The organism is Phormidium sp. FACHB-1136 (assembly GCF_014697375.1).
In the GTDB taxonomy this organism is placed as follows: Bacteria; Cyanobacteriota; Cyanobacteriia; order Phormidesmidales; family Phormidesmidaceae; genus Nodosilinea.
This window is the reverse complement of the sequence record NZ_JACJRS010000018.1, coordinates 47822-71039: the sequence shown is the minus strand read 5'-3', so window position 1 is coordinate 71039 and position 23218 is coordinate 47822. Positions and strand designations below refer to the sequence as shown.

The 23218-nt window shown below is 55.9% G+C and carries 23 protein-coding genes, 1 tRNA gene and 1 pseudogene; 9 read left to right on the top strand and 16 right to left on the bottom strand.

Features of this window, described 5'->3' with window-relative positions; genetic code table 11:
- On the top strand, positions 1 to 317 hold a 317-nt coding region (locus H6G62_RS07915; protein ID WP_190492465.1), incomplete at its 5' end, for a transposase.
- Between the two features lie 12 nt (positions 318 to 329).
- Here the strand turns inward: H6G62_RS07915 and sfsA are convergent.
- The 9 genes from sfsA to gcvH form a co-directional block, all read right to left on the bottom strand.
- Positions 330 to 1088 carry a DNA/RNA nuclease SfsA gene (gene sfsA / locus H6G62_RS07910; RefSeq protein WP_190493804.1) on the bottom strand — a complete coding sequence of 253 codons (759 nt, stop codon included), beginning with the start codon at positions 1086 to 1088 and terminating at the stop codon, positions 330 to 332.
- A 230-nt stretch (positions 1089 to 1318) separates the two neighbouring features.
- Positions 1319 to 1510 carry a hypothetical protein gene (locus H6G62_RS07905; protein ID WP_190493791.1) on the bottom strand — a complete coding sequence of 64 codons (192 nt, stop codon included), beginning with the start codon at positions 1508 to 1510 and terminating at the stop codon, positions 1319 to 1321.
- A gap of 140 nt (positions 1511 to 1650) precedes the next feature.
- On the bottom strand, positions 1651 to 2418 hold the full coding sequence (locus H6G62_RS07900) for a DUF3825 domain-containing protein (protein WP_190493789.1): 768 nt from the start codon (positions 2416 to 2418) through the stop codon (positions 1651 to 1653).
- Positions 2419 to 2507: 89 nt separating this feature from the next.
- The gene (locus H6G62_RS07895; RefSeq protein WP_190493787.1) at positions 2508 to 3116 is read right to left on the bottom strand and encodes a heme-copper oxidase subunit III; all 609 of its coding nucleotides are present in this window, start codon (positions 3114 to 3116) and stop codon (positions 2508 to 2510) included.
- Complete coding sequence (gene ctaD, locus H6G62_RS07890) at positions 3117 to 4808, bottom strand: cytochrome c oxidase subunit I (RefSeq protein ID WP_190493785.1); 1692 nt, start codon at positions 4806 to 4808, stop codon at positions 3117 to 3119.
- 309 nt (positions 4809 to 5117) lie between these two features.
- Entirely contained in the window at positions 5118 to 6023 is a 906-nt protein-coding gene (locus H6G62_RS07885) for a cytochrome c oxidase subunit II (RefSeq protein WP_190493782.1), read from the bottom strand.
- 114 nt (positions 6024 to 6137) lie between these two features.
- Entirely contained in the window at positions 6138 to 6767 is a 630-nt protein-coding gene (locus H6G62_RS07880) for a DUF2231 domain-containing protein (RefSeq protein ID WP_190493781.1), read from the bottom strand.
- A complete protein-coding gene (locus H6G62_RS07875) occupies positions 6767 to 7267 on the bottom strand; it encodes a DUF2231 domain-containing protein (protein ID WP_190493779.1) in 501 nt (166 codons plus the stop codon). Before H6G62_RS07875 ends, H6G62_RS07880 begins: the two co-directional genes overlap by 1 nt.
- Positions 7268 to 7519: 252 nt before the next feature.
- Positions 7520 to 7912: a glycine cleavage system protein GcvH gene (gcvH, locus tag H6G62_RS07870; RefSeq protein ID WP_190493777.1), complete on the bottom strand. Its 393-nt coding sequence runs from the start codon at positions 7910 to 7912 to the stop codon at positions 7520 to 7522.
- Between the two features lie 215 nt (positions 7913 to 8127).
- On the opposite strand from gcvH, the gene H6G62_RS07865 reads away from it, so the two are divergent.
- Positions 8128 to 10422, top strand: coding sequence for a transglycosylase domain-containing protein (locus tag H6G62_RS07865; RefSeq protein ID WP_190493775.1), 2295 nt, complete (start codon positions 8128 to 8130; stop codon positions 10420 to 10422).
- A gap of 37 nt (positions 10423 to 10459) precedes the next feature.
- Here H6G62_RS07865 and H6G62_RS07860 read toward each other — a convergent pair.
- Positions 10460 to 10533 (bottom strand) — tRNA-Arg (locus H6G62_RS07860).
- Between the two features lie 90 nt (positions 10534 to 10623).
- Here H6G62_RS07860 and H6G62_RS07855 point away from each other — a divergent pair.
- A complete protein-coding gene (locus H6G62_RS07855) occupies positions 10624 to 12117 on the top strand; it encodes a glycoside hydrolase family 13 protein (protein ID WP_190493766.1) in 1494 nt (497 codons plus the stop codon).
- Here the strand turns inward: H6G62_RS07855 and H6G62_RS07850 are convergent.
- Entirely contained in the window at positions 12114 to 13304 is a 1191-nt protein-coding gene (locus H6G62_RS07850) for an ATP-dependent 6-phosphofructokinase (protein ID WP_190493764.1), read from the bottom strand. The genes H6G62_RS07855 and H6G62_RS07850 overlap by 4 nt on opposite strands.
- A gap of 178 nt (positions 13305 to 13482) precedes the next feature.
- On the opposite strand from H6G62_RS07850, the pseudogene H6G62_RS07845 reads away from it, so the two are divergent.
- The 5 genes and pseudogenes from H6G62_RS07845 to H6G62_RS07825 all read left to right on the top strand — a co-directional run.
- Positions 13483 to 13929, top strand: a pseudogene (locus H6G62_RS07845) (GDP-mannose 4,6-dehydratase); the annotation flags it as partial.
- A gap of 10 nt (positions 13930 to 13939) precedes the next feature.
- Positions 13940 to 14392, top strand: coding sequence for a hydrogenase maturation protease (locus H6G62_RS07840; protein WP_190493760.1), 453 nt, complete (start codon positions 13940 to 13942; stop codon positions 14390 to 14392).
- Between the two features lie 301 nt (positions 14393 to 14693).
- Positions 14694 to 15656, top strand: a complete 963-nt coding sequence (locus H6G62_RS07835; RefSeq protein ID WP_190493758.1) for a LysR family transcriptional regulator — start codon at positions 14694 to 14696, stop codon at positions 15654 to 15656.
- A gap of 178 nt (positions 15657 to 15834) precedes the next feature.
- The gene (locus tag H6G62_RS07830) at positions 15835 to 16911 is read left to right on the top strand and encodes an anthranilate phosphoribosyltransferase family protein (RefSeq protein WP_190493756.1); all 1077 of its coding nucleotides are present in this window, start codon (positions 15835 to 15837) and stop codon (positions 16909 to 16911) included.
- A gap of 236 nt (positions 16912 to 17147) precedes the next feature.
- Positions 17148 to 18305 carry an S-layer homology domain-containing protein gene (locus H6G62_RS07825; RefSeq protein WP_190493755.1) on the top strand — a complete coding sequence of 386 codons (1158 nt, stop codon included), beginning with the start codon at positions 17148 to 17150 and terminating at the stop codon, positions 18303 to 18305.
- A 111-nt stretch (positions 18306 to 18416) separates the two neighbouring features.
- Here H6G62_RS07825 and H6G62_RS07820 read toward each other — a convergent pair whose 3' ends face one another.
- The 5 genes from H6G62_RS07820 to H6G62_RS28550 all read right to left on the bottom strand — a co-directional run bounded on the left by H6G62_RS07820 (position 18417) and on the right by H6G62_RS28550 (position 21832).
- The gene (locus tag H6G62_RS07820; RefSeq protein WP_347239308.1) at positions 18417 to 18614 is read right to left on the bottom strand and encodes a hydrogenase isoenzyme nickel incorporation hypB domain protein; all 198 of its coding nucleotides are present in this window, start codon (positions 18612 to 18614) and stop codon (positions 18417 to 18419) included.
- 53 nt (positions 18615 to 18667) lie between these two features.
- On the bottom strand, positions 18668 to 19021 hold the full coding sequence (locus H6G62_RS07815) for a hypothetical protein (protein WP_190493753.1): 354 nt from the start codon (positions 19019 to 19021) through the stop codon (positions 18668 to 18670).
- A gap of 81 nt (positions 19022 to 19102) precedes the next feature.
- On the bottom strand, positions 19103 to 19576 hold the full coding sequence (locus tag H6G62_RS07810; protein ID WP_190493751.1) for a hypothetical protein: 474 nt from the start codon (positions 19574 to 19576) through the stop codon (positions 19103 to 19105).
- Between the two features lie 111 nt (positions 19577 to 19687).
- Positions 19688 to 20785 (bottom strand): hypothetical protein, encoded by a 1098-nt coding sequence (locus tag H6G62_RS07805; RefSeq protein WP_190493749.1) that lies wholly within the window; start codon positions 20783 to 20785, stop codon positions 19688 to 19690.
- A 363-nt stretch (positions 20786 to 21148) separates the two neighbouring features.
- A complete protein-coding gene (locus tag H6G62_RS28550; protein ID WP_190493748.1) occupies positions 21149 to 21832 on the bottom strand; it encodes a helix-turn-helix domain-containing protein in 684 nt (227 codons plus the stop codon).
- A gap of 798 nt (positions 21833 to 22630) precedes the next feature.
- Between H6G62_RS28550 and H6G62_RS07795 the strand changes: the two genes are divergently transcribed.
- Positions 22631 to 23134, top strand: coding sequence for a hypothetical protein (locus H6G62_RS07795; protein WP_190493746.1), 504 nt, complete (start codon positions 22631 to 22633; stop codon positions 23132 to 23134).
- The last annotated feature ends 84 nt before the right edge of the window (positions 23135 to 23218 follow it).

Here is a 23218-nt window from a genome sequence, read left to right as displayed (position 1 = left end):
TTGAAGACTTTGAGCAGGATGGCCCTAAGATTCTTATCATTTTAGACAATGCAAGTATTCATAAAAAGGCAGAGATTCTAGAGAAGATAGCGAAGGAGATGCCCAACATTGTTTTAGAATTTCTGCCACCCTACAGTCCGGACTATAATTTAATCGAGTTAGTTTGGCACTCTGCAAAGGAATTCATTGCCAATCGTCTATTTGAGTCGATTGAGGATTTAGAAGCGCTTGTTCATAACCTGTTGAACGAAGGGCAGCTTGTCATCAACTGGGATCGCAAGATCAAAAACAAAGGAAACACAATCAATGCAATTTAAATGCATATCAGCTTAGATTCTACAAATATTGCCTGGAGTGGATAGTCTGAGGGGGGCCAAACCTAGGTAACGCAAGCCTTGGGGCGTAATCTCAAAGCGACAGGGCAACACCTGTACCCCTGCCGCCATGGCCTGCCGCAGGAGATCGCCGTAGGTGGGGTCGGCCTCGTCGCCGGGGGCAAAGTCGGTGCAGTCGCCCCGGTTGATGAAGTACACCATAGCGGCCTTGGCGGTGGGAATCAGATCCCTCAGTTCCCGCAGGTGTTTTTGGCCACGGGTGGTGACGGTATCGGGGAACAGTGCTAGGGTGCCCTTGGCCCAGGTGGTATTTTTAATTTCGATGTAGGTGGGTGGTGATCCATCTTGTCGCGACACCACAAAGTCAATCCGGCTTTTGCCATCGTGACCGTAGCGCACCTCTGGCTGAATGGCGTCGTAGTCCCCCAGTTCTGGGATCAGCCGCGCCTCCAGCACCGATTTCATCACCCGGTTGGGCAGGGCGGTGTTGGTACCCGCCCAAGTGGAGACGGTGTCGTTCACCTCGGCCAGTTCCCATGTATAGGCCAGCTTGCGCTTGGGGCTGGGGTTGTGGGAAACCATCACCCGTCCGCCCAGGTGGCAAATGCCCGTCATTGGCCCGGTGTTGGGGCAGTGGGCGGTAATCACCTCGCCGCTATCCAGCTCAATATCGGCAAAAAAACGCTTGTAGCGCTTCAGCAAGGTACCTGCCTGGAGGGGCGGGAAGGGGTAAAACCAGTCGGTGGCGGCCATAAGAGAATGGGGCAAAGGGTTTCAAAGTCCCCTTTTTAAGGGGGATTTAGGGGGATTTCCGAGAACTTGCAGTATGCAAACAAGATGTGTATACACAGTAGCCCTCCTAGGGGGGAAAAGCGAGTCTACTTTAATTGAGACTTTTGGGATTCCGAACTCAGATTAAGCGCAGATCTGAACTGGGTCAGGAGGCCCATGGGTCGCTTTTTGGGGATGGGGGTTCTGGTGGGTCAGTCGCAGATCTGCCGGGTTTCGTCGCCCAGATCTGCGTGGGTCGTGAGGTAGTCCTGCACCCAGTCGCAGGCATAGTCCAGTGGGTCTACGGTCATCACCGCTTCCAGATTCCAGCGAATCAGCCGTTCGTCGGCACTGGCGGAAAACAGCCAGCGAGACTGAGCAGAATTTTGTGTAAGCAGCTTCAAAACCCTTGATTTTCCGCCTTAAAACTGGAATTTACACAAAATTCTGAACACTCTCAAATTATTACCTTCGAAGATCCTTACCGCAGAGAGAGAACAGCCACCTTAGCTGGCTATAAGTTCACTAGCTTGCTGTATTTAGGCTAGGGCTGAAGCCAATCACGGTCAGGTCTAGTGAGTTGACGAGCATTGTTATAAGCCATATCTAGCGTCAGACAGGTTGATGCTCGATAAAAGGTAGAGTGTCTTTCTACCACTAGTGCCAAGTCTGCCTTAGCTGGATTACCAAGACATAAGGGAAGGAGTAGTTGAATCTGCCCCTTATAGTACTGTGGGATGGCCGTCTTATAATTTCTCCGCACTCTTTCTCTAGCATTATCTATGGCTCCCTTCAAAAAAGTTTGAAGGCCATAAGGTTGCATTGTACTGTAAGGTTCTGGAAAACGATCCTTATTTTCAGCGACAATATGCTCAACATTAACTCTTAAATCCTTACGGGTATCAAGAACTAGTGACGATGGATCATCGAAATAGTGAGCCAGATCTGGCAACTCTGAGAAAACATTAAGCTCCCACCTCCCTCGACGAAACCAACCTTTGAAATACCATCTTTGTAGACCATCTCTTCGATTCACCTCAAAAGAGGCATATATAGGTTCTTGCCCTTCTGTGACTAACCCTGTATTAAAGCAGCAATACTGACCATCTTCAGAAAGCATAAGCTTACTTTCTTCAGCAAGCTTACGATAGGTGTATTTTATATAATTAAAAAGAATCGGAAGTTCATAACCACCATGAGAGGATGTATTCTTGTACTCCCAGTCTTCAGGCTCCGCCTCTTCAGCTAATTCTTGCAGTAGCTCATTAATATTTGGGAAGTAAGCAAAATCGAAAAGTTCCTCAGGCCACATTAGATATCAAGCTCCATAGAGATAAGACAAAAGTCTATAGCTTAGCTATATATGAAAGATTCTAGCAAACGTCGTGGTCTTGCATCTTCTTACTGCCAGACATAGATCAGGATAAACAGCACAATCCAGATCACATCGACAAAGTGCCAGAACAGGGAGGTAGCGATCACCCCCACTTCGCCATCGTCGTAGTTGCCGGGGATGAAGGAACGGGCCAGCATGATCGCCTGGAGTAGGACGCCCGTCAAAACGTGGAGGCCGTGGAAGCCCGTCAGCAAATAAAACGTGCCGCCATAGAGACCATCGGTGAAGCCGAAGCTGAGGCCCGACCATTCCACCGCTTGGCCATAGAGGAAGAAGCTACCCATGGCCATGGTGAGCAGCCAAAAGGCCCGAAAACCCCAGAGGTTTTCTTTTTTCAGGTAGCGTTCGGCGATGTAGATGACGAAGCTGCTAGAGACCAGGACGATGGTGTTGATCAGCGGATCGCGTACCTCTAGCCCTTCTACACCGGGGGGAAGCCAGTCGAGGGCGGTGGTTTTGTAGACGGCATAGCCCACAAAGAAACTGAGGAAAATCACGCTTTCCGACAGCAGGAAGATGATGAACCCGACCAGGCGGTGTTCCCCTTCTTCGTGGTGGGCGTGGCTGGCTTCAGCGGCAGTGTTCACCGTGGAATCAAGGTTGACGGAACTCATTTAGGCCACCTCCGTAGACGCGAGTTGCTGCAAGGCCGCCTGTTGGGCGGTGAGGGGTTCGTTTTTGCCGTAGCCGTAGGGTTCAGCGATGACGGTGGGAATTTCGTCGAAGTTTTCGTGGGGCGGCGGTGAGGCCACCATCCACTCTAGGCCGATGGCCCGCCAGGGGTTAGCGGGGGCTTTTTCGCCCTGCACCCAGGAACTAATCATGTTCAGCAAAAAGGGCAGGGTGGAGACCCCCAGCAAGAAGCCGCCCAGGCTGGCCAGTACGTTCCAGAAGGCAAATTCTGGGTCGTAGGAGGCGACGCGGCGGGGCATCCCCATTAGGCCAGCGGGGTGCATGGGCAGAAAGTTGAGGTTGGTACCCAAAAAGGCGAGGACAAAGTGCAGCTTGCCCAGCCCTTCGTAGTACATCCGCCCGGTCATTTTGGGGAACCAGTGGTAGAGGGCGGCGAACATGCCCATGGTCATGGAGCCGTAGAGGACGTAGTGGAAGTGGCCCACCACAAAGTAAGTGTTGTTGACGTGGATATCTACCGGGGTGGAGGCCAGCATAATGCCCGTGATGCCCGCGAACACAAACATGGTCATGCCGCCGAGGGCAAACAGCATGGCGGTGTTCAGCTTCAGCTTGCCGCCCCAGATCGTCGCCACCCAGGCAAACACCTTAATCCCTGTGGGCACGGAGATGGTCATGGTGGTGAACATGAACAGCATCCGCATCCAGCCCGGAGTTCCGCTGGCGAACATGTGGTGAACCCACACGATACCGCTCAGCCCGGTAATCACAAAGGACGAAACAGCGACAACGTGGTAGCCAAACAGCGGTTTCCGGGCATAGACCGGGAAAAGTTCTGAAAACACCCCAAAAATCGGCAGCATAATCACATACACCGCCGGGTGAGAGTAAAACCAGAAGAAATGCTGATACAGCACTGGGTCGCCGCCCTTAGCCGGGTCGAAAAAGCTGGTGCCCACCATCAGGTCAAACAGCAGCATCACCGCCCCCGCCGTTAGTGCTGGCAGGCCGAAAAGCTGGATGATCTGCGCCGCCATCACCGTCCAGCAGAACACGGGCATTTTGAAGAAGGTCATCCCCGGTGCCCGCATCCGCACAATGGTGGTGACGATGTTGACCGCCCCCATAATCGACGACACCCCCGACAGCGCCACCGCCACCAGCCAGAGCGCCTGACCGTTGATCAGGTTGCCCGTGGGATTCTGCAAGCTCACCGGAGGATAGGCCCACCAGCCGGACTGGGAGGGGCCACCGGGCACCAAAAAGCTGGCCATCAAAATGACGCCAAAGATCGGCACCAGCCAAAAGGCCACCGCATTCAGCCGAGGGAAGGCCATATCCCGCGCCCCAATTTGCAGGGGCACCAGGTAGTTGGCCAAACCATTCAGCACCGGAAACGTCCACATGAACAGCATGAGGGTGCCGTGCATGGTGAACAGGGCGTTGTACACCGTGCGATCCACCAGGTCGGCTTCGGGGGTGATCAACTCACCGCGCATCACCATGGCTAGGAAGCCGCCAATCAGAAAGAACACAAAGGCGGTGACGATGTACTGAATGCCAATCACCTTGTGGTCGGTGCTGAAGGTGAAAAAGCGCCACCAATTTTCTGGTTCCCCAGGATTCGGTTCCTGGCGTTCCGGGGCAAGGGCGTCTATGGAGATGTTCGTCATTTAATAGATGTCCTTAGTTCAGGTGTCTTGGTGTTGATGTCTTTATATAAGCGTGCTGTCAGGAAGTTGCCTTAGGTCATAGCTTTGCTTTTGTTTCTAGCCCCTCTCCTGTTTTAATCACCGCTTGTCGATGGATGGATTCTGGCAAAGCTGCCCTCGGTTGATCCCCCCTGGCCCCCCTTAGAAAGGGGGGAACTAGAGTTAAAGTCCCTCTTCGTAAGGGAGGTTCGGATTCGGATTCAAAGTCCCCCTTTCTAAGGGGGATTTAGGGGGATCCCCAGGCATAACCGCATGGGAACAAAATAGGCATCAAGACCCCACATAATTCACCATCGGGGACGGGGCGGGGGGCACGGTTTTCCATCCGGGACGATGATCGTCGCCGCCCGTGCGTTGGTATTCGTCGTAGGAGGGATTGAGGCCCGGTTTTAGGGGAGACTTTGCCGCTGTGGCAAGCCATTGTTGGTAGGCGTCCGGCGATTCCACCACCACATCGGCCTGCATTGCCGCAAAGTAGGTGCCGCTGTATTGGGAATCCCGCAGACGATATTTGCCTTCTAAAATTGGGGTGAATTCAAAGTCAATGTCTCGACCGGGGATGACATCCTGCTTTACCCGAAAGGCGGGGATGTAGAACCCGTGCAGCACATCTTCGGAGGTCAAGGCCAGCTTAATGCGGCGATCCTTGGGCAAGTGCAGTTCGGTGCTGGTGACGTTGGCTTTGGGATAGTAGAACTCCCACACCCACTGGCGAGCATGAACCTCAATTTCCTCCGTCCCGTCCGCCATGGCCTGGGCCATCTCCATCGGTGCGGCAATGGCTTCCCCCCCGCCCATATGGATGTGCTCCATCGGCCCCAGGATGGACATTTGGTCGTAGACCCGATAGCTGGCGGCGGCAATCCAAATCACCAGAAGGATCGGAATCGCTGTCCACACCGCCTCTAGGGTGAGGTTGCCCTCAATCGGGGGGCCATCGCTTTCGTCGTACTTGCCCGCCCGCTGAAACAGCACTGAGTAGGTGACGGTACCCACCACCCCACAAAAAATGAAGCTACCAATGGCGGTCATCAGACTAAACAGGCCATCCACCAGCACTGCTTCTGCCGAGGCCGGGGGCGGCAACCAGCTATAGGCCACCTGGCCCATCCAGAGGCTAATGGCGGTGAGAATTCCGGCCACAGCGGCAAGTTTGAGAATTAGGCGAAGGTTCATAGGGAAAAGGGGGAAGGCAAAAGGCAAAAGTAAAAATGCAAAAAATGTGGAAGGAGAACGCTTGAGATCCCAAGGTTCTTAGGCCATTAGCGAAGGATTTTGGTTCACCCCAAATCAGAACCCTGGGATCTGGTGAGGAATCACATTCAAAATCGTCAAATCTTCCCCGGCTCTGAGGAGGCGATCTGCGCTGATGTGGACGCCAAATTCAGCCGCCAACTGTGCCCCTAGGGTGCCGTGGGCAAACATCAACACAAAAATTCCTAGACCCGCCACCAGGTACGACCACTGCACCTGTCGCGCCCGATCTTTCCGCCATACGTAGCGCTGGAAGCCTCGCCAGAGGGCCATCCCGGTAATCAACGCCAGCAGCACCACGCCGCCAACCCCGTGCCAGAGCATGGTTTCCAGGCTTGCTAGCCCCCAGGCACTGACGCCATCGCTGGGGGGTTGGGCCAGCAGCATTTCGTAGAAGCCCGCCGCCACCGTGGGGAAGGTGATCACCGCCGCCGCCACCATGTTGAACCAGCCCACATCGTAAAAATTGGAGGAGCTGGCCGGAATCGCCAAAAACTTGAACACCCGCTTTTCCAGCGGGAACAGCGCCCCCACAATATCGAAGCTGATGGCGACGATAAACAGGCCCAGCGTCAGGTGTACCAGGTTGGGGTGGATGGGCACCACGTAGGGCAAGCCATTTGGCCCCAGTTGGTTGGCGATCTGGTCAATCAAATCGGGACTCATTACAGCACTCCGTCACGAATCGCTTCCACCACTTCCACGGTATGTAGGCCGTAGATCCACACCAGCTTATCGCCCAGGTAGGTCTGAACCAGCACCAGTCCGGTCAATAACCCGCCCACACCTAGGTAGGCGATGGGCAAAGATTTGGGGTCATTATTCCGCAGCACGTAGCGCCAGCCCGTAATGGCGGCGATGATGCCCGACAGCCCCCAGCCCAAAATGGTGTGCAGGTTGAGGGTGGATTCCGCCGAGGGCACGTAGGGCGTGGCCAGCCCCGCCTCCACTTGGCCAAAGATGACGGCAATAAAGATCGACACCGTGGCAAAGGCCATATTCCACCAGCTCACCTCGTAGTAGCGGGGATTTTTGGTGAGGGTGCCCACCACGTCGCACACAAAGGCGAACAGGGCCATGGCGATGACGAAATGCACCACGATGGGGTGGATGGTGTCGGGGTAGGGCAGGTTGTGGTCGTTGAGGGGAGGCAGATACTCAAACACGGGATGTCCTGGGTAGGGGATGTCCTGGATAGTCAGTGAGCCACCGTCTGGAAGCCACGGGGGCAAGCTTGGCCTGAGGATAACAAGCCGTTACTGATAGGGTAAGTATCCTAGCTGTCACCTGCCAGAAAAATCTCACCTTAGCCAGGGATTTTCCCACTAGCCCTCTGAATGCAGGGCTAAATTTTATGAAATGTTAACGCCCCGCCGCCTTAACCCAGATAAGGATTCACTGACCATGGGTGCCGTAGCTTAACCTTCCACTTGGTCCTTATATTCTGCGGCGGACATGGCATCATCCAGGTCATCAAAGCTTTCAACCTTGACCTTAATCAGCCAGCCATCGCCGTAGGGATCGTCGCCAATTTGTTCCGGGGCATCGATCAGCGCATCGTTGCGCTCCAGCACCTCGCCATCTACCGGGGACTTCAGTTCTTCCACCGCCTTCACGGATTCCACATTGCCGAAGCGCTCGCCCTTTTCCACGCTGTCGCCCACGTCGGGGAGTTCTAGAAACACAATGTCGCCCAGTTGATCGATAGCAAAGGCGGTAATGCCAACGGTGACAATACTTTCCTCCTCGTCTACCCGCGCATACTCATGCGTATCGAGGTATTTCAGATCTTCGGGATATTCAAACGCCATAGCCTTACCTTTGTCTCCCCTGGAGCAGCGTCAATGGCCTGTATCAACAGGTTCCTCTGTGCAAGTTTGCCACGAGATCGCCCCCGTGAAACAGCGAATTTTTCCCCACGCCCCACGCCTCACCCAGATCACAAACTGACCTTTCCCCCCCAGCAATTCCAGCGCTTATGTCTACAATGGGGCATGTCCTTTTGGGTCAAGGCATTGCCCCTGCCATGACGAACTCAAACCCTTCTCCTCCGCCCTCTTCTCCGTCCTCGCCGCCGCCCTCGCCACCGCGCACGTTGTTGAAGACTGTCACCCAAGCATTCCAGGCGGTTCAGGCCAAGGTGGATTTTGGTAAGCTGTCGGTGAAGCCCGGTTCCCGTGCGGCCTCGTTGGAGGTGGTCGTGGAGGGCCGTCCCACCACCTATCCCCTGCTGGGGGAGCATTACGTGATGGGGCGTAGTTCGTCCCAGTGCGACATTGTGGCGGCGAGTCCTATTGTCAGCCAGGTACACGCCACCCTAACGCGGGATGTGAACCGTCCAGGCCAGCCCTTTGTGCTGAAGGATCGCAACTCCACCAACGGTATCTATCGTGGCAAGAAGCGCCTCAGTCGGGCGGTGATGAACCATGGCGATGTGTATACCCTGGGGCCAGCGGAACTGGCGGATGCCGTCACCCTGCGCTACCTTGATCCGCCGCCCTGGTATGTGAAAGCGGCGCGGTATACCCTCTACGGCTTCACCGGGGTTTCCCTGGCGGTGGGAACGTGGATTGTGGGCGTGGAATGGCCCAAAATTCCGATGCATCCGCTGCCGGATTCGGTGCAGGGGCCGGTCATGATCTACGCCGAAGAAAACGGGGAACAGGTGCCCCTGCGGGAACAGCGTAACCAGGCCCACCGAGAACTTCAGAGCATGGGAGACTTTTCCCCCTATCTGCCTAAGGCGCTGATTGCCTCGGAGGATACCCGCTACTACTGGCACTTGGGGATCGACCCCCTCGGCATTGCGCGGGCGGTGGTGATTAACGTGCGAGGAGGTGAGATTCGCCAGGGGGCCAGCACCATCACCCAGCAGCTCGCCCGCAGCATTTACCGGGAGTATGTCGGCACCGAGGATTCCGCTGGCCGCAAAATTCGCGAAGCCATTGTGGCCCTCAAGCTGGAGACGTTCTACAGCAAAAACAAGCTGCTGCTCACCTATATGAACCGGGTCTACCTAGGGGAAAACCTCTCCGGCTTTGAGGATGCGTCCCAGTTCTATTTCGCCAAATCCGCCAAGGATCTGACCCTTTCGGAAGCGGCCACCCTGGTGGGGATTTTGCCGGGGCCAAACGCCTTCAACCCGGTGACAAACTACGATGCAGCGGTGTTCTACCGAGATCGCGTCCTAGAACGCATGGTGGCCCTGGGTATGGTCAGCCAGGAGGAAGGCCGTCGCGCCCGTCGTTCCCGCATTGAAATTAGCCCCGAAGCCACCCGCCAACTACAAAGTACCCGCGCCCCCTACTTCTACAGCTACATTTTTCAGGAGCTAGAGACCGTGCTGGGGGAGTCCCTGGCGCGGGAGGGAAATTTCATTGTGCAGACGGGGCTGGATCTCAACCTGCAACGGCTGGCGGAAAATGCCCTCACCAGCGATGTCTCGACCCGTGGATCGGCCCTGGGCTATTCCCAGGGGGCCGTGGTGACCGTGGATACGACCTCCGGGGAAATTCGGGCCATGGTGGGTGGGGTAGACTTTGGCCAAAGCCAGTTTAATCGGGCCTCCCAAGCCCTGCGCCAGCCCGGATCCACCTTCAAGCTGTTTGCCTACGGATCCGCCCTCGAACAGGGCATTTCCCCTAGCCGCACCTTTGCCTGCGATACCATGACCTGGAACGGCCAACGGTTTGCGGGCTGTCGAGCCGGATCGGCCCCCATGGATATGTACCGGGGCATGGCCCTCTCAGAAAACGTAGTGGCTCTGCGGGTCGCCAAAGAAGCGGGACTCGGTAACGTCATCGATAACGCCCAGCGTTTGGGGATTACCTCCAAACTACGGCCCACCCCAGGACTGACCCTAGGAGAAAGCGAAGTGACGCCCTTGGAAATCACCGGATCCTTTGCGGCGGTGGCCAACAATGGCGTGTGGAATCGCCCCCATGGCATTGGGCGCGTCCTCGACAGCAGCGATTGCACTAACCAAGCCGACCTCTCCACCTGCCGCGTCATCTACGAATTTGGCCAAGCCGGGGATGCCAATCGCCCCGCCGTTGACCCTGGCGTGGCCAATACCCTCGTCACCTTGCTGCAAGGGGTGGTGCAGGGGGGCACGGGCCGCAATGCTGCTCTAGGCCGAGGGGAACACGGCAAAACCGGAACCACCGACGACAACCGCGACCTCTGGTATGTGGGCACCCTGCCCAGCTACGGCCTCACCACTGGAATATGGCTAGGCAACGACGACAACTCCCCCACCCGAGGCAGCAGTGGCCAAGCCGCCGCCGTCTGGGGAGCCTATATGCGCCAAGTGGTGCCGTAAGGGGCGAGTATCCCAACAAATGGCGTAAACTGAACTACGGGGCTGGCGGGATTTGAACCCACGACCTACCGCTTAGGAGGCGGTCGCTCTATCCTGCTGAGCTACAACCCCAGGATTAGTAATATTCTAACCGATGGGCTTACCCTAGCCAGGGCTGGCAGATGACGATAGCCTATCGGGGTAGCAACCGAGGCAGAGATTATGGCGATTCAGACGCCGGATTGGGTGAAGCAGGCGGTGTTTTACCAGATTTTTCCGGATCGGATGGCGCGTACTCGGCGGCGGGTGGATGAGCCTGCGATGGCGGTGCCGTTAGAGTCGTGGGATAGTCTACCGACTTCGTCTGGTTACAAGGGTGGCGACCTGTGGGGGGTGCTGGAGAAACTGGACTATTTGCAGGATTTAGGGATTACGGCGATCTACTTTACGCCGATTTTTCAGTCGGCTTGCAACCACCGCTACCATACCCACGATTACTACCAGGTGGATCCATTGCTGGGGGGAAATGCGGCATTTTTTGACCTCCTAGAAGCCGCCCACCAGCGAGGCATGAAGGTGGTGTTGGATGGGGTGTTTAACCATGCTAGTCGGGGCTTTTTCTTTTTTAATGACATTTTGGAAAACGGCCCCCATTCTCCTTGGCTAGATTGGTTTCGAGTGGAGGGCTGGCCCCTATCGGCCTACGATGGCAGCCAACCTGCGAATTACCAAAGCTGGGTAAATCATCGTGCCCTGCCTACGTTTAATCATGACCATCCGGCGGCGCGGGAATACATCATGCGGGTGGGGGAATATTGGGTGCGCCAGGGCATTGATGGTTGGCGGCTGGATGTGCCCTATGAGATTAAGACTTCCGGTTTTTGGCAGGAATTTCGAGCGCGTATCAAGGCTATTAATTCCGATGCCTACATCGTGGGCGAGGTGTGGACGGATGCCCGTCCGTGGCTAGATGGCACCCAGTTTGACGGGGTGATGAACTATCTCTTCACCGGGCCAACCCTTGCCTTTGCGGCGGGGAATCGGGTGCGGATGGATTTGGTGGAAAAGCCCCACTATTTTCCCTATCCGGCCCTGGATGCGGCGGGTTATGGGGCCAAAATTCAGACGTTGCTAGATCTCTATCCCTGGGAAATTCAGCTTGCCCAGCTTAATTTGTTGTCTAGTCACGATGTGGCACGGGTCTATTCGGTGGTGGGGGAAGACGAGGCCAGCATGGTGTTGGCAACGGTGCTGCTGCTGACGTTCCCCGGTGCCCCCAGTATTTACTATGGCGACGAGGTCGGTCTACCGGGAGAACTCGATCCCGATTGTCGCCGTACTTTTCCCCCAGAAACCGCCTGGAATCGGGATCTGTTGCAGATTCACAAAGACCTGATTGCCCTGCGTCACCAACATCCCGCCCTGCGCACGGGCACCTATCAGGTGGGCTTTACGGAGGGCAACACCTATGGGTTCATCCGAACGTTAAGCCGTGAGAGCCAGAACGCCGCAACCATCCTCGTCCTGATCAATGCGGGGGAGGTGGCGACCATGCTAACGGCACCGCAACTCCAGACATTCGGGCCACCCAGAGCGGAGCAACCCAGTCCAACGCAGACCTGGGCAACCCTGTGGGCCTACCGCCAAGCCCACAGCGCACCGGATGGGGTCTATCTGCCGCCCCGGTCAGCTTGGATTGGCCAGGGAGATCGCTAGGTCATGGTGGTGGTGAGGGAGGGCAGGACGGCAGGGTCGCCCACATAGATGCCGAGGGATCGGGCCACCTTGACCATGGTGCCGTCAATTTCCACCGGGCCGGGGCAGACGTTGCGTTCGTGGCAGTCGCGGACGATGGCGATGGCCTCCCCTAAATCCTTGGATCGCACCCGGCCCGCTTCCCACACCACCAGGCGACCAAAGCGCTCATCGGCAATCAGGTCGGTGGCTTTGCGGCCAAAGGCGGCGGCTAGCAAGCGGTCGGAGGCGGTGGGGGTGCCGCTGCGCTGGATGTGGCCCAGCACCGTGGCGCGGGTTTCCACGGCGTCCATGTCGCAATAGTCTTCGGCCCCGCTGGCGCAGAGGATGTGGCTGCGGCTGGCAATTTCCTTGGCCATGTATTCCCCAATCATCTTCATGCGATGGCCATCTTCGCCCCGTACCCCTTCGGCCACTACCACGAGGGCAAACTTGCGGCCCCGGTGACGCAGTTCCGCCAGTTTGTGGCACACCTGGTCAATGATGGTGCCATTGAGGGCAGACACCAGTTCGGGAATCAAAATCACATCGGCCCCTCCGGCAATGCCACCGTAGAGGGCGAGGTGTCCGGCGTCGCGGCCCATCACTTCCACCACCATGACTCGGTCGTGGCTGGCGGCGGTGAAGGTGAGGTCGTAGAGGGCGGTGTTCACCGTTTGCACGGCGGTGTCAAAGCCGATGGAACGCTCGGTGAAGGGCACGTCGTTATCGATGGTTTTGGGAATGCCTATCAGGTTCCAGCCGCCCTTGAGGGAAATTTCGTAGATGATGTCCAGGCTGCCGTCGCCACCGATGGCAATGAGCGCATCCAACCCCAGCAGTTCGTAGCCCTTGAGGATTTTGGCCAATACCTCCGGGTTGCGAGAATCGCCCTTATTGATCGACCCCAGAATCGATCCGCTGAGGAATTGCAACACATCAATGCCCTGGAGCATCCCCGGAATGTCGTAGCCGTGCTCTGGGATAACTAGGTCGCTGGGTTGATATTCCCCCTCTGTCACCCGCATCATGCCATCGGTGCCGTAGGGAATCCCCAACACCTGCCAGCCCCGCCGACTGGCGCACTTCACGACCGCACGAATCACCGCATTTAGACCGGGGCAGTCGCCGCCGCTGGTGAGGATGCCAATGCGCTTGGGGCTGGCCATGGGAAGTCTCCTTATGTGAATCGGGATGGCAGCTAGACTGGGGTGAGCCACGCCCAGGGCTGCGGGCAATCACCATTTCTTCTAGAGAGAATATCAGGGCTTTCCCCTCTTCCATTGCATCTTCCAAATCTTTTTTAGAACTTCCCAATGCGGCCTGAACGTTTCGGCCATGGTACCGCCTAGGGCCATTGGGGTGACCGAAGACTACCCCCAGCACCCCATCAACCCCTACGGCCAAACTAAGTTGATGGTGGAGCAAATTCTCACCGACTATGACCAAGCCTAGGATCTGCGGTCGGTGCAGTTTCGTTATTTCAATGCGGCGGGGGCACACCCCAGCGGCCTGTTGGGCGAAGATCACAACCCCGAAGGCCACCTCATTCCCCTCGTGTTGCAAACCGCCCTGGGTCTGCGGGAGGTGATTGAAGCGGTGCAACAGGGCACCGGGCGACCAATTCCAGTGATCGAGGCCGACCGTCGTGCGGGGGATTCCTCGGCCCTGGTGGGCAGTAGCCAAAAGGCCCGCCATACCCTAGGCTGGAATCCTAAATACGGCGATATCGACACCATCCTGGCCCATGCTTGGCAGTGGCACCAGCGGCGACATGGAGCCCCCATTCCCTAGCAATCCGCCCATGAAAACCCTCGTGATTGGCTATGGCAATACCCTGCGCGGCGATGATGGCGTGGGGTATCGCCTAGCCGAAGCGGTGGAGGATTGGCACCTGGCCCAGGTGGAAGCCTACCCCTGCCACCAGATCACCCCCGACTTAGCCGCCCTCATCGCTGATCAAGAACGGGTCTTTTTTGTCGATGCCGCGCTCCCCCAGGATCCCCATAGTCCCTTAATTCTGACGAGGCTCATGCCGGGGTCGGAGCCGTCCCTCACCTTCACCGGACACCACAGCACCCCGATGGATCTGCTAATCCTGACCCAACAACTCTATGGTCAATCTCCCCTGGCCTATACGCTGCTGCTGCCCACCTGGGCCATGGGCTATGGCGAAGATCTGTCCCCCATTGCCCAAACGGGGCTGATTCAGGGGTTGCGCTGGCTTCAAAAACTTATCCTCAACCCTGATGGATGACCCTGGTGTCAGCCCTCGCCCGCTGATATCGGGGATATCACGAGCCGGATGTAGTATGAGAGGCAAAACAGGGTTCAGGGTCAACGGCTCCATCCTATCCATCTCCCCTGTTTCAGGGGAGATGCAACAGAGGACATCGTCCTCCGAGGATTTCCATTGGCCCATGGCGATCATTAGGGGTAGCGTTTCGGCTACCGTTGATACGAATTGGGAAGAGGTGATCTGTTAGGAAAGGGTAACGCCAGTTCTTCCCAGGACATCCTAGGGCGGCTGGGTTACTCTTCACCTGGGCAGTGGGTTAATGCGGATCGAGCAAATTCAGGCGTTTTTGGCGGTGGCAGATACGGGTAGCTTTCAGGCCGCCGCGCACCAGTGCCGCGTTACCCAATCTACCGTGAGTCGGCAGGTGCAGGCTCTAGAAACAGAGCTAGACGCCCCGTTGTTCCATCGCGGTGCCCAGGCCAAGCTAACGGTGGCGGGTGAACGGTTGCTCCCTAAGGCTCGTCGTATTGACCAAGATTGGACGCAGGTGTCGCGGGATATTGCGGATTTGATGGCTGGGAAACAGCCGGAGCTTTGTGTGGCGGCGATTCAGTCGGTGTGCTCTACGCTGTTGCCCCCGGTGCTGCAACGGTTTTGCGAGGAATACCCCCAGGTGCAGTTGCGGGTGACGGCTCTGGGTAGTGATCGTTCTCTCAAGGTGCTGCGGGATGGCCTGGTGGATGTGGCCGTGGTGATGCACAATCCACGATTGATTACCCAATCGGAAATGGTGGTGACGCCACTGTTTGAGGAGGCCGTGGAGGTGCTGATGGCGGCGGATCATCCCCTCGCGAGCCAGCCCCAGGTGTCTTGGGAAATGCTGTCTCGGTTTCCCCAGGTGATCTTTAAAGATGGCTACGGAATGCAGCGCCTCGTGCAGGAACAGTTCCAAAACCGAGGGGAAGACCTCAAAGCCGCCCTAGAACTGAACACCTTAGACGCCTTTCGGGGGGTGATTCGCCAGGGAAATTTCATCGCCCTGCTGCCCCAGTCGGCCCTGGTGGAATGTTACACCGACCCCACCCTGGCGGTGCGTCCCACGGAAGACCCCGTGCTGACCCGATCCGTGGTACTCGTAACCACGCGGGATCGGCTCACCATTCCCCCGATTCGGCGGTTCTATGACCTGGTGCAGGGAGTTTCGGCCACGGTGTTGCAATCCGTCAAGCAGGTGGAGGCGGCCATGGTTCAACCTTCGGTGCAGATTAGCAACTCACGGTAGGGTGGATCTCTTAGCTACTCCTGGGCAGATAGCAGGCTGATGCTACCAGACATGTGCGGCTTGCTGAGCATTGGAAATGACTTACTAAGGGGCACAATCGGGCCTGGGCCGATGCTTTCCAGGGCGCGATCTCGGTAGGATAAAAACGACCTAGGGCGGAATGACGAGGGGGATTAGCATGAGCCAAGACTTTCGAGAGTTACTCAAAAAGGTGGGCAGCGGTAGCCATACCTCTAAATCCCTTAGCCGCGAAGAGGCCGACGCCGCCACCTGCATGATGCTGACCCAAACCGCCACCCCCGCCCAAATTGGGGCCTTTATGATTGCCCACCGGATCAAACGCCCCACCCCCGAAGAACTGGCGGGCACCCTCGATGCCTACACCGCCCTAGGGCCAACCCTCCCTGCCATTGCCGATGGCCGCAAAGCCCTGGTGCTAAGTTGTCCCTACGATGGCCGTTCCCGCACCGCTCCAGTGGTTCCTGTAACCACCCTGGTGCTGCTGGCGGCAGGGGTGCCCGTGGTGCTGCACGGTGGCGACCGAATGCCCACCAAGGAAGGGATTCCCCTGGTGGAACTGTGGGCGCAGTTGGGGGTGAACCTAGCGCACCTCACCCTCGCCCAAAGTCACGACTTGCTGAATCAAACGGGGTTCGGATTTGTCTATCTGCCCCAGCATTTTCCTCAGGCTAACGCCTTGGTGCCCTACCGGGAACAAATCGGCAAGCGGCCCCCCTTCGCCACCGTGGAACTGATGTGGTCGCCCTACGCTGGCCCCCATCGCCTGGTGCTGGGGTTTGTGCATCCCCCCACCGAAGCCCTGGCCCAGGTCACCTTTGCCCTGCGTGGACAGGCCGAGTGGATGGCCGTCAAAGGTTTAGAGGGCAGTTGTGATTTGGCCCGTAGCCGCACCGCCATCGTCGGCATTCACCCCAGCAACCATGTCCCTGGTGAGCCGTTAGAACGCCTGCTGCTGCACCCTAGGGACTACGGCTTTGAGGGCGATGATGTCCCCCTAGAGGACGAAACCAGCCTCGGTGAAGCCCTGCTTTCGGTGCTAGTGGGAAAACCTTCGGAACTGTTCAAAACGGCCCAGTGGAATGCGGGGTTTTACCTGTGGCAGAGCGGTGCAGCAGAGTCCCTAGAGGCCGGATTAGCCCTCGCCTACGATCTACTCACCCAGGGGCAAGCCATGGCTAAACTCGATGAACTGCGCCACCACACGACCGCTCTCATCGTCGATCTGGTGTCCTAGGACGATGGCCTTAACCGAGATATGAGCGTAACTTAGGCGGAAAAGTTCCCATTTTTCAGCGTAAAGGCAAAATTTTTAGCGATAGATCCGCTTTTATGGGGAATTGATAAGTTTTTTGGCCCTTAGCAACCATCGGCCTCCTCCTCCGTCAGGGCAAAAAGACAGGTTGACCAAAGACATCGTGCTCTACCACGCCACGATTGCCTTTCTCACACCCTAGAGGAGAACGATTGATCATGACTGACCGTACTTGGGCCAAGACCCTACGCCTAGCCCCGCTATCCCTGGTGTTTACGGCCCTCACCTTGGGCGGTGCGTCCTCAGTAGCCCTAGCTGCCGAAGCCTCCCGTGGCCCCATCCAAGACTTTAACTGGCTGAAGGATGCCGGACTGTTGGAACAAGCTCTGGACGGAGCTTACACCAAGGATGACGATGATGATGACGATGACGACGACGATAACGGTGGCCAAGTTATCTACGAGCGCACCACCACGACCACCACGGTGACGCAAACCCAATTTACCGACATTTCCACCACCAGTTGGGCCAGTGATTTTGTCTATCGGCTATCCGCCATTCAAGTGGTAACGGGTTTTCCCGGTGGCTACTTCCTGCCCACCAATAACCTGACCAAGGCCCAATATGCGGCCATGATTGCCCAAGCCTTCGACCAGCCCACCGTTCGTCAAACCGTCACCATTCGCAATCTTTCTCGGAATTACTGGGCCTATGAGTCGATCCAGAAAGCCTACTCCATGGGCTTTTTAGATCTTGATGACGACACCTTTAACCCCAACGCCACCATGACCCGCCTGGATATGCTGGTGATGCTGGCCAGGGGCATGGGCATTACCCAGGTGAGCCAGGGCCGCTCCGTGGATGCCATCCTGAGCGTGTTCAGCGACGCCAACCAAATTCCCAGCGAATATCGGGTGATCATCGCCGCCCTGGTAGAACGGGGCGTTTTGGTGAACTACCCCACTGTCACCACGCTCAACCTGTCCAGCACCGTGTCTCGCGCCGAAGCCTGTAGCTTTGTCTATCAGGCCATGGCCTACCTGGGCAAGGTGGAGAAAGTAGAGTCGGCCTACATCGCCAACGCCACCAACATCACGGGTCTCACGGGGCTGACGACCGTCACCACCACCACCACCACCACCACGACCACTGAAACCAATACGGTGAATGTGGACGACGACGACGATGACGACGATGATGACGATGACGATGACGATGACGATGATGACGATGACGACGATGACGATGACGATCGTCGCCGCCAAAGCTGCAACCAAGGCATTGGCAACGGTGCCGAGGGCTGCGATCCAGGCAATTCTCGTCCCCACGGCGGCAGCAATGACGAGGGAGGGCGCACTCCTGGCTCTAGCCGCTGACCCTCTATTCGACGTTGGCTGATTTCACAACGTCGAAGCACACCTAACCCCAAGCTTCCCCGGTCTAAAAGGCGCTATGTGTTGATCGCCAATGGGCTAGGGAAGCTTGTTTTAATGACCTGGGCTAGACCGAGAGCGCACCCAGTTGAACCACAGGTCTAGTCCTTCCCCGGTTTTGGCAGAAACGGGAATGATAGTGACTTGGGGGTTCATCTGGCGCACATTGTCGGCGATTTGCTCAAGGCTGATGTCCAGATAAGGCGCGAGATCCACTTGGTTCACCTCCTGCTGCCAGCCTGTCAGCGGCAATCGAGTCTCTTTTTCTAGGGCGCGTTGGGGTTCGGATGTAGTACTAGACCGGGTTAGATCGCCTTGTCCTCTGCGACCGAACCTTGCAAGCGTCGCACGCCTTCTTGGAAGCCCTGATCGTAGTCCAGGGTGGCTCGGAAGTTGTCGTAGGGGAGACCATTTAGGGCATCCTGGAGGCCGCGAAAGAATTCCTCTTCAGCGGATACCGTTTGCTGGCGTTCTGCCTCTGCGGCTCGTTGATTGGCTTCATTGGCTCTGCGGTTGGCATTGATGACGGCACTCGTCCCCGTAGCCGCCCCGACGCCCAACATAAAGTTCCCAAAACTGGCCTGAGCTACCTTGGCCGTAGAACCTAGGAATGCCATGGCGGTAACCACAGACAACCCTGTTGCGATGGATCGTTTCATCCGTTTATCCTCGTTATTTAAGACCTAAGTATTCAAAGCGTTACATTCAAAGCATGACCCTTTTTGAAACCCTGTGGGGCATCAATTCTGGGCAGGGCGTGGCGAAATCCAGCCCTCGACCGTTGCCGATGTAATCAGCACCCGACCATCGACTCGGCCTAGACGCAGCACCGTTTGACTGGACGCCATCCATGATTGCCCTTCGGCGGTTTCAACGGCTTCCATTTGATAGATTTTGGCAATCCCAAAATCATCGTTAATGATGTCGATGGTGACGTAGTTTTCTAGGCTTTCCTGGCTCTGAACTTGTCCGAAGGATTGCTCTAGGAGTTGTCGATGGGCCTGTAATCCTTCCAGACGGGTCGTAATGGTAGATAGGCCATTGCCCGACTGAACCGTCACCACCGTCACCGCAAAGGGCGCTATGAGTGCTAGGGTTTGATCCACATTCTGATTGGCCCGTGCCGTTTGTAATTGGTCAATGACAGCCCGTACATTGTCTTCCGTCAGCCGGTTCGTAGCCTGGGCAATGGACACAGGAGAAGCAACAGGCATGGCCTTTACCGGCACCGGAATTATGGCGGTGGTTAGGCCAAGAGCCAGCGCAGAATAGACAAGAAATGTTGACTTCATACGGATGCGATCCATCAATATTAAGAACGTGGGCTAAAATCTGAACTTCACCCCAATGTTGGGGCCGTGGGTAAACAGGTTAACACCAGAATTGCCGCTGGTGTAGTCCAGGTAGGTAAACCCATAGGAGGCTAGCAGGGAGGTATTTCCTGAAAATAGCCAGTCAACCCCAGCGTATCCAGCGGCGGAGAAGGTTAGGTCTCCCAGGCCAAAACCGGACATACTACCACCCGCTAAGGCCGCCAAATTATGGGACAAGTTCCAGCGAGCCCGTCCCCCCAGCATGGGTTCAAAACTGGTCTTAGATTGGTCAAACTCAAACTGATTGCCCAGCGGGCCAGTCAGCACTAGATTGTTGTTGAAGCTATAGAATCGCACCCCGGCCAGGGCATCAAATACGAATGGCCCCAGGTCAAATTCAGTATCGGCGGTTCTGAGTGCCGTAGCTAAATTACTATCCCCAAAACGGTAGGCACCCCCTAGATCCAGTTGGACAAACGATGTGCCCGCTGCCGCACTTAGGGTCGCCTGAGGGGGCAAGCCGACTTGCTGTAGCGCCGGAGGAACGGGAATGGTTGCCGTTTGCCCCGTACCCAGGTTCACATAGGCTCCCCCAAAAAAGATACCCCAGGGGCCTTTCCAGGCTTCAAATCGACCAAAGGCGGCAAAGTTGAGGTCATTGACAATGGTGCTAAAAGTGTCGCTAATCCCGGCATTAATGGGTGCGCTAATTCCCCTAACCGTGACGTCGCCATTGGCCCCAAAGGGTACGTAAAAGAACGGCTCAATACTAAATCGCCAGGGAATTTCATCGGCTGAATCGGTAGCTTGAGTGAGTAAATTGGCCTGGGTAAAGGTTTCTCTCAAGGAGGCCTCATCGGCGGACTCACGAAGTAGGTATAAATTATCTTGAACCGTGATGGATTCCTCCTCCGTTTCAACGAGGGTAGGACTCTCAAACACTGCTTCTAGATTGGTGGAGTCGATGGACAGGACAACGTTTCCTGATGAGTCTGATATTGGAAGTTCAACGGCCCTAATGTCTTCACTGACGATGTCTTCACTGCCCACGCCTTCGCTGACCCTAGGTGCGGCCTGAGCCATGGCAGCATTGGCCCAGCCCAGCGTCATGACTATCAACCAGGGGCTGAGGCGCAAAACAGAAGAAATAGACGGTCTGATTAACCCAGTCCCGGAGCCGATTTCTCTCATAGTATAAATCTCCACCCTTGGGATTTGATTTGATTTAAGGCAATGGGTATGTAGTCGCTCTCTCTGAGCCCTAAATGAAGACTGAGCCAGGGCAGTCTGTAAATTCTGATATTAAATCAAAACCAGCAAAAGAGAAGTTGTCAAGGGCTGGACAACGCAAGACGTGCGTTTTTTGAATAGTGGTCGTGAAGATCGCCGCTAGAATTAGGCCATTCCCTAAGGTCTAGTTGGAATAGAATCGATATTTTTAACTATTTTTTAATCATTTAATACCTTGGATCCCTATTGTCGCTGCAAGGTTTGGGATGGCGACTCACCAAAGAGTTGCTTGTAGTCCCTGGAGAAGTGACCCAGGCTGAAAAAGCCCCATTGGTGGGCAAGGTGAGCCACGGTTTCGATTTTTGGGTCGGCGTGGATCAGGGCGCGACGAATACTGTGGAGGCGCTGCACTTTCACAAAGGCCATGGGTCCCATGCCCAGCATTTCCTGGAACCCGTACTGAAGCGACCGCTGGCTGGCACATACCGCCTGACAAATATCCGCCAGGGTCAGGGGGTGGTCGAGATTGGCCATGATGTAGGCCTTGGCCGCCATCACCAAGGCCGCTCGACGGTAGGGGCGGGGGGGCTCGGCTTGGTGGCCCGGAGGCAGGGCGTCAATCAGGAGTGGGATTAAGGCTTGTTCCAGCAGGGTAGCGGCCTGGGGAGTATGGTGCCAGATCTGATGATCTGACCCGGCTTGGAAGAGTTGGCGGAGATAGCTGCAAAGGGGAGAGAAGCGATCCGCCGTGGACACCGCCATATTGTTTTGGAGGAAGTTGTCGTCTAAATCGTAGCGATTAGCAAGGGCAGCATAGTGTTGAAACAACGCCTTGGAGACATCAATTTTGCACTGATCCTGGCCCCCTGGGGAGGTGATGAGATGAACAGGACGCTCGATATCAAAGCCAAAAATTGCGTTGGCCACGAGTGGCCTATCGCGGGCAAAAGCGGGAAGGGACGGTGTATTTAGGAGAACTACAAATCTGAGATGATCGGGCCGTTTGTCATTAGTCACCTGAAGCGCTTGGTTCGTCTGGTACCGGGTCACAACTAGGCCGGGACTCAATGCCCAGGAGGACAAGCGCCCTTGAAAAGCACCCCGACTGAGTTGGGTTAACTGGAACCCACCGGGAGAAAGGGCTTCACCGAAATGATCAACATCGTTGAACGTAGCTTCTAGATACCTAGGCCAACTCGCCGCTGGCCGTTGGACTGGCAACTCAGAGGGATTTCGGATGAGTAGACGTGCATTCATACCTCACCTTACAACGGTGCTCGTCAAGTCTTGTTAACGATAAGCTGTGTGCATCTAAATTGCATATTAGCTTTCTCTGAAGCCTTTGCTAAAAGGCTTTTGGGGCGATCTAGCCAATGTATTTTAGATGACTAACAGCTTGCCATTCCTGCTAATCTAGGGGAATTTGGTTTTGCTCAGTCGGTAGGATAGATGAATGATCAGACCAGACCTAGGATGATTAGCGTTGGCATCGCCATGCTGAAGGCATTAGGTGTAACCGACTTGGCGGAGGCATCTTTGTTGATTGTTACGATTGTATTTGGTTACTTAGCACAAAAAAATAGGATTAATATAGGATTGATCCTATGATGGCTTGGTAAAGCGCAATCCCTGCGGGATAATTCTTCGATATTAAGTAAATAAATCGATGGTTGATTATTGCAATTCATCATCGTAGTCTGAGTTATTTAACCCAAGGATTTGGCCATGTTTTTCACCCGCCACCTGCCTAAGATGCTCTTCGTTATGGGGCTGGCTACGGCATCCTCATTTATCTATGCCCTTGCGCCAGCCTGGGCGATAGTGAATATTTTGAAGCTTCCCTTCGATGCAACCTTTGAGGCGAACTATTTCGATCAGGGGCACTACTTCTTCTACTACCACTGGGGCGTCATGGTGGGATTTATGGGGGTGGTGATGGTTGTGGCGGCCTTCAAAAAATCCTGGCGTGCCCCAGTGGTGTTTTATTCCTTTGCGGAAAAAGCCTGGATGGTGGCGCTCTATGTCGCCTCTCGCGGGTTTGCTAACTCCAGCACCTACGGCTACTTTCCGGTGTTGGTGGTGGATTCCTTCGTTTCCCTGTGGACGCTGGGCTACTGGATCGAGCAGCGGTCTATCTTTCCCGACCCAGAAATTGCGTTCCCGTCCATTACCGATGATCTGGAGAGTGAGCCGCAGCCCACTTTGTTGGATTCTGAAACAACAGTCTGACGCATACGATAGGGCTATCTTGACGCTAACCCTCCTCTTCCGCCATGCGTCTATCTACTCTCGCCTAACTGAGATGCACCCACC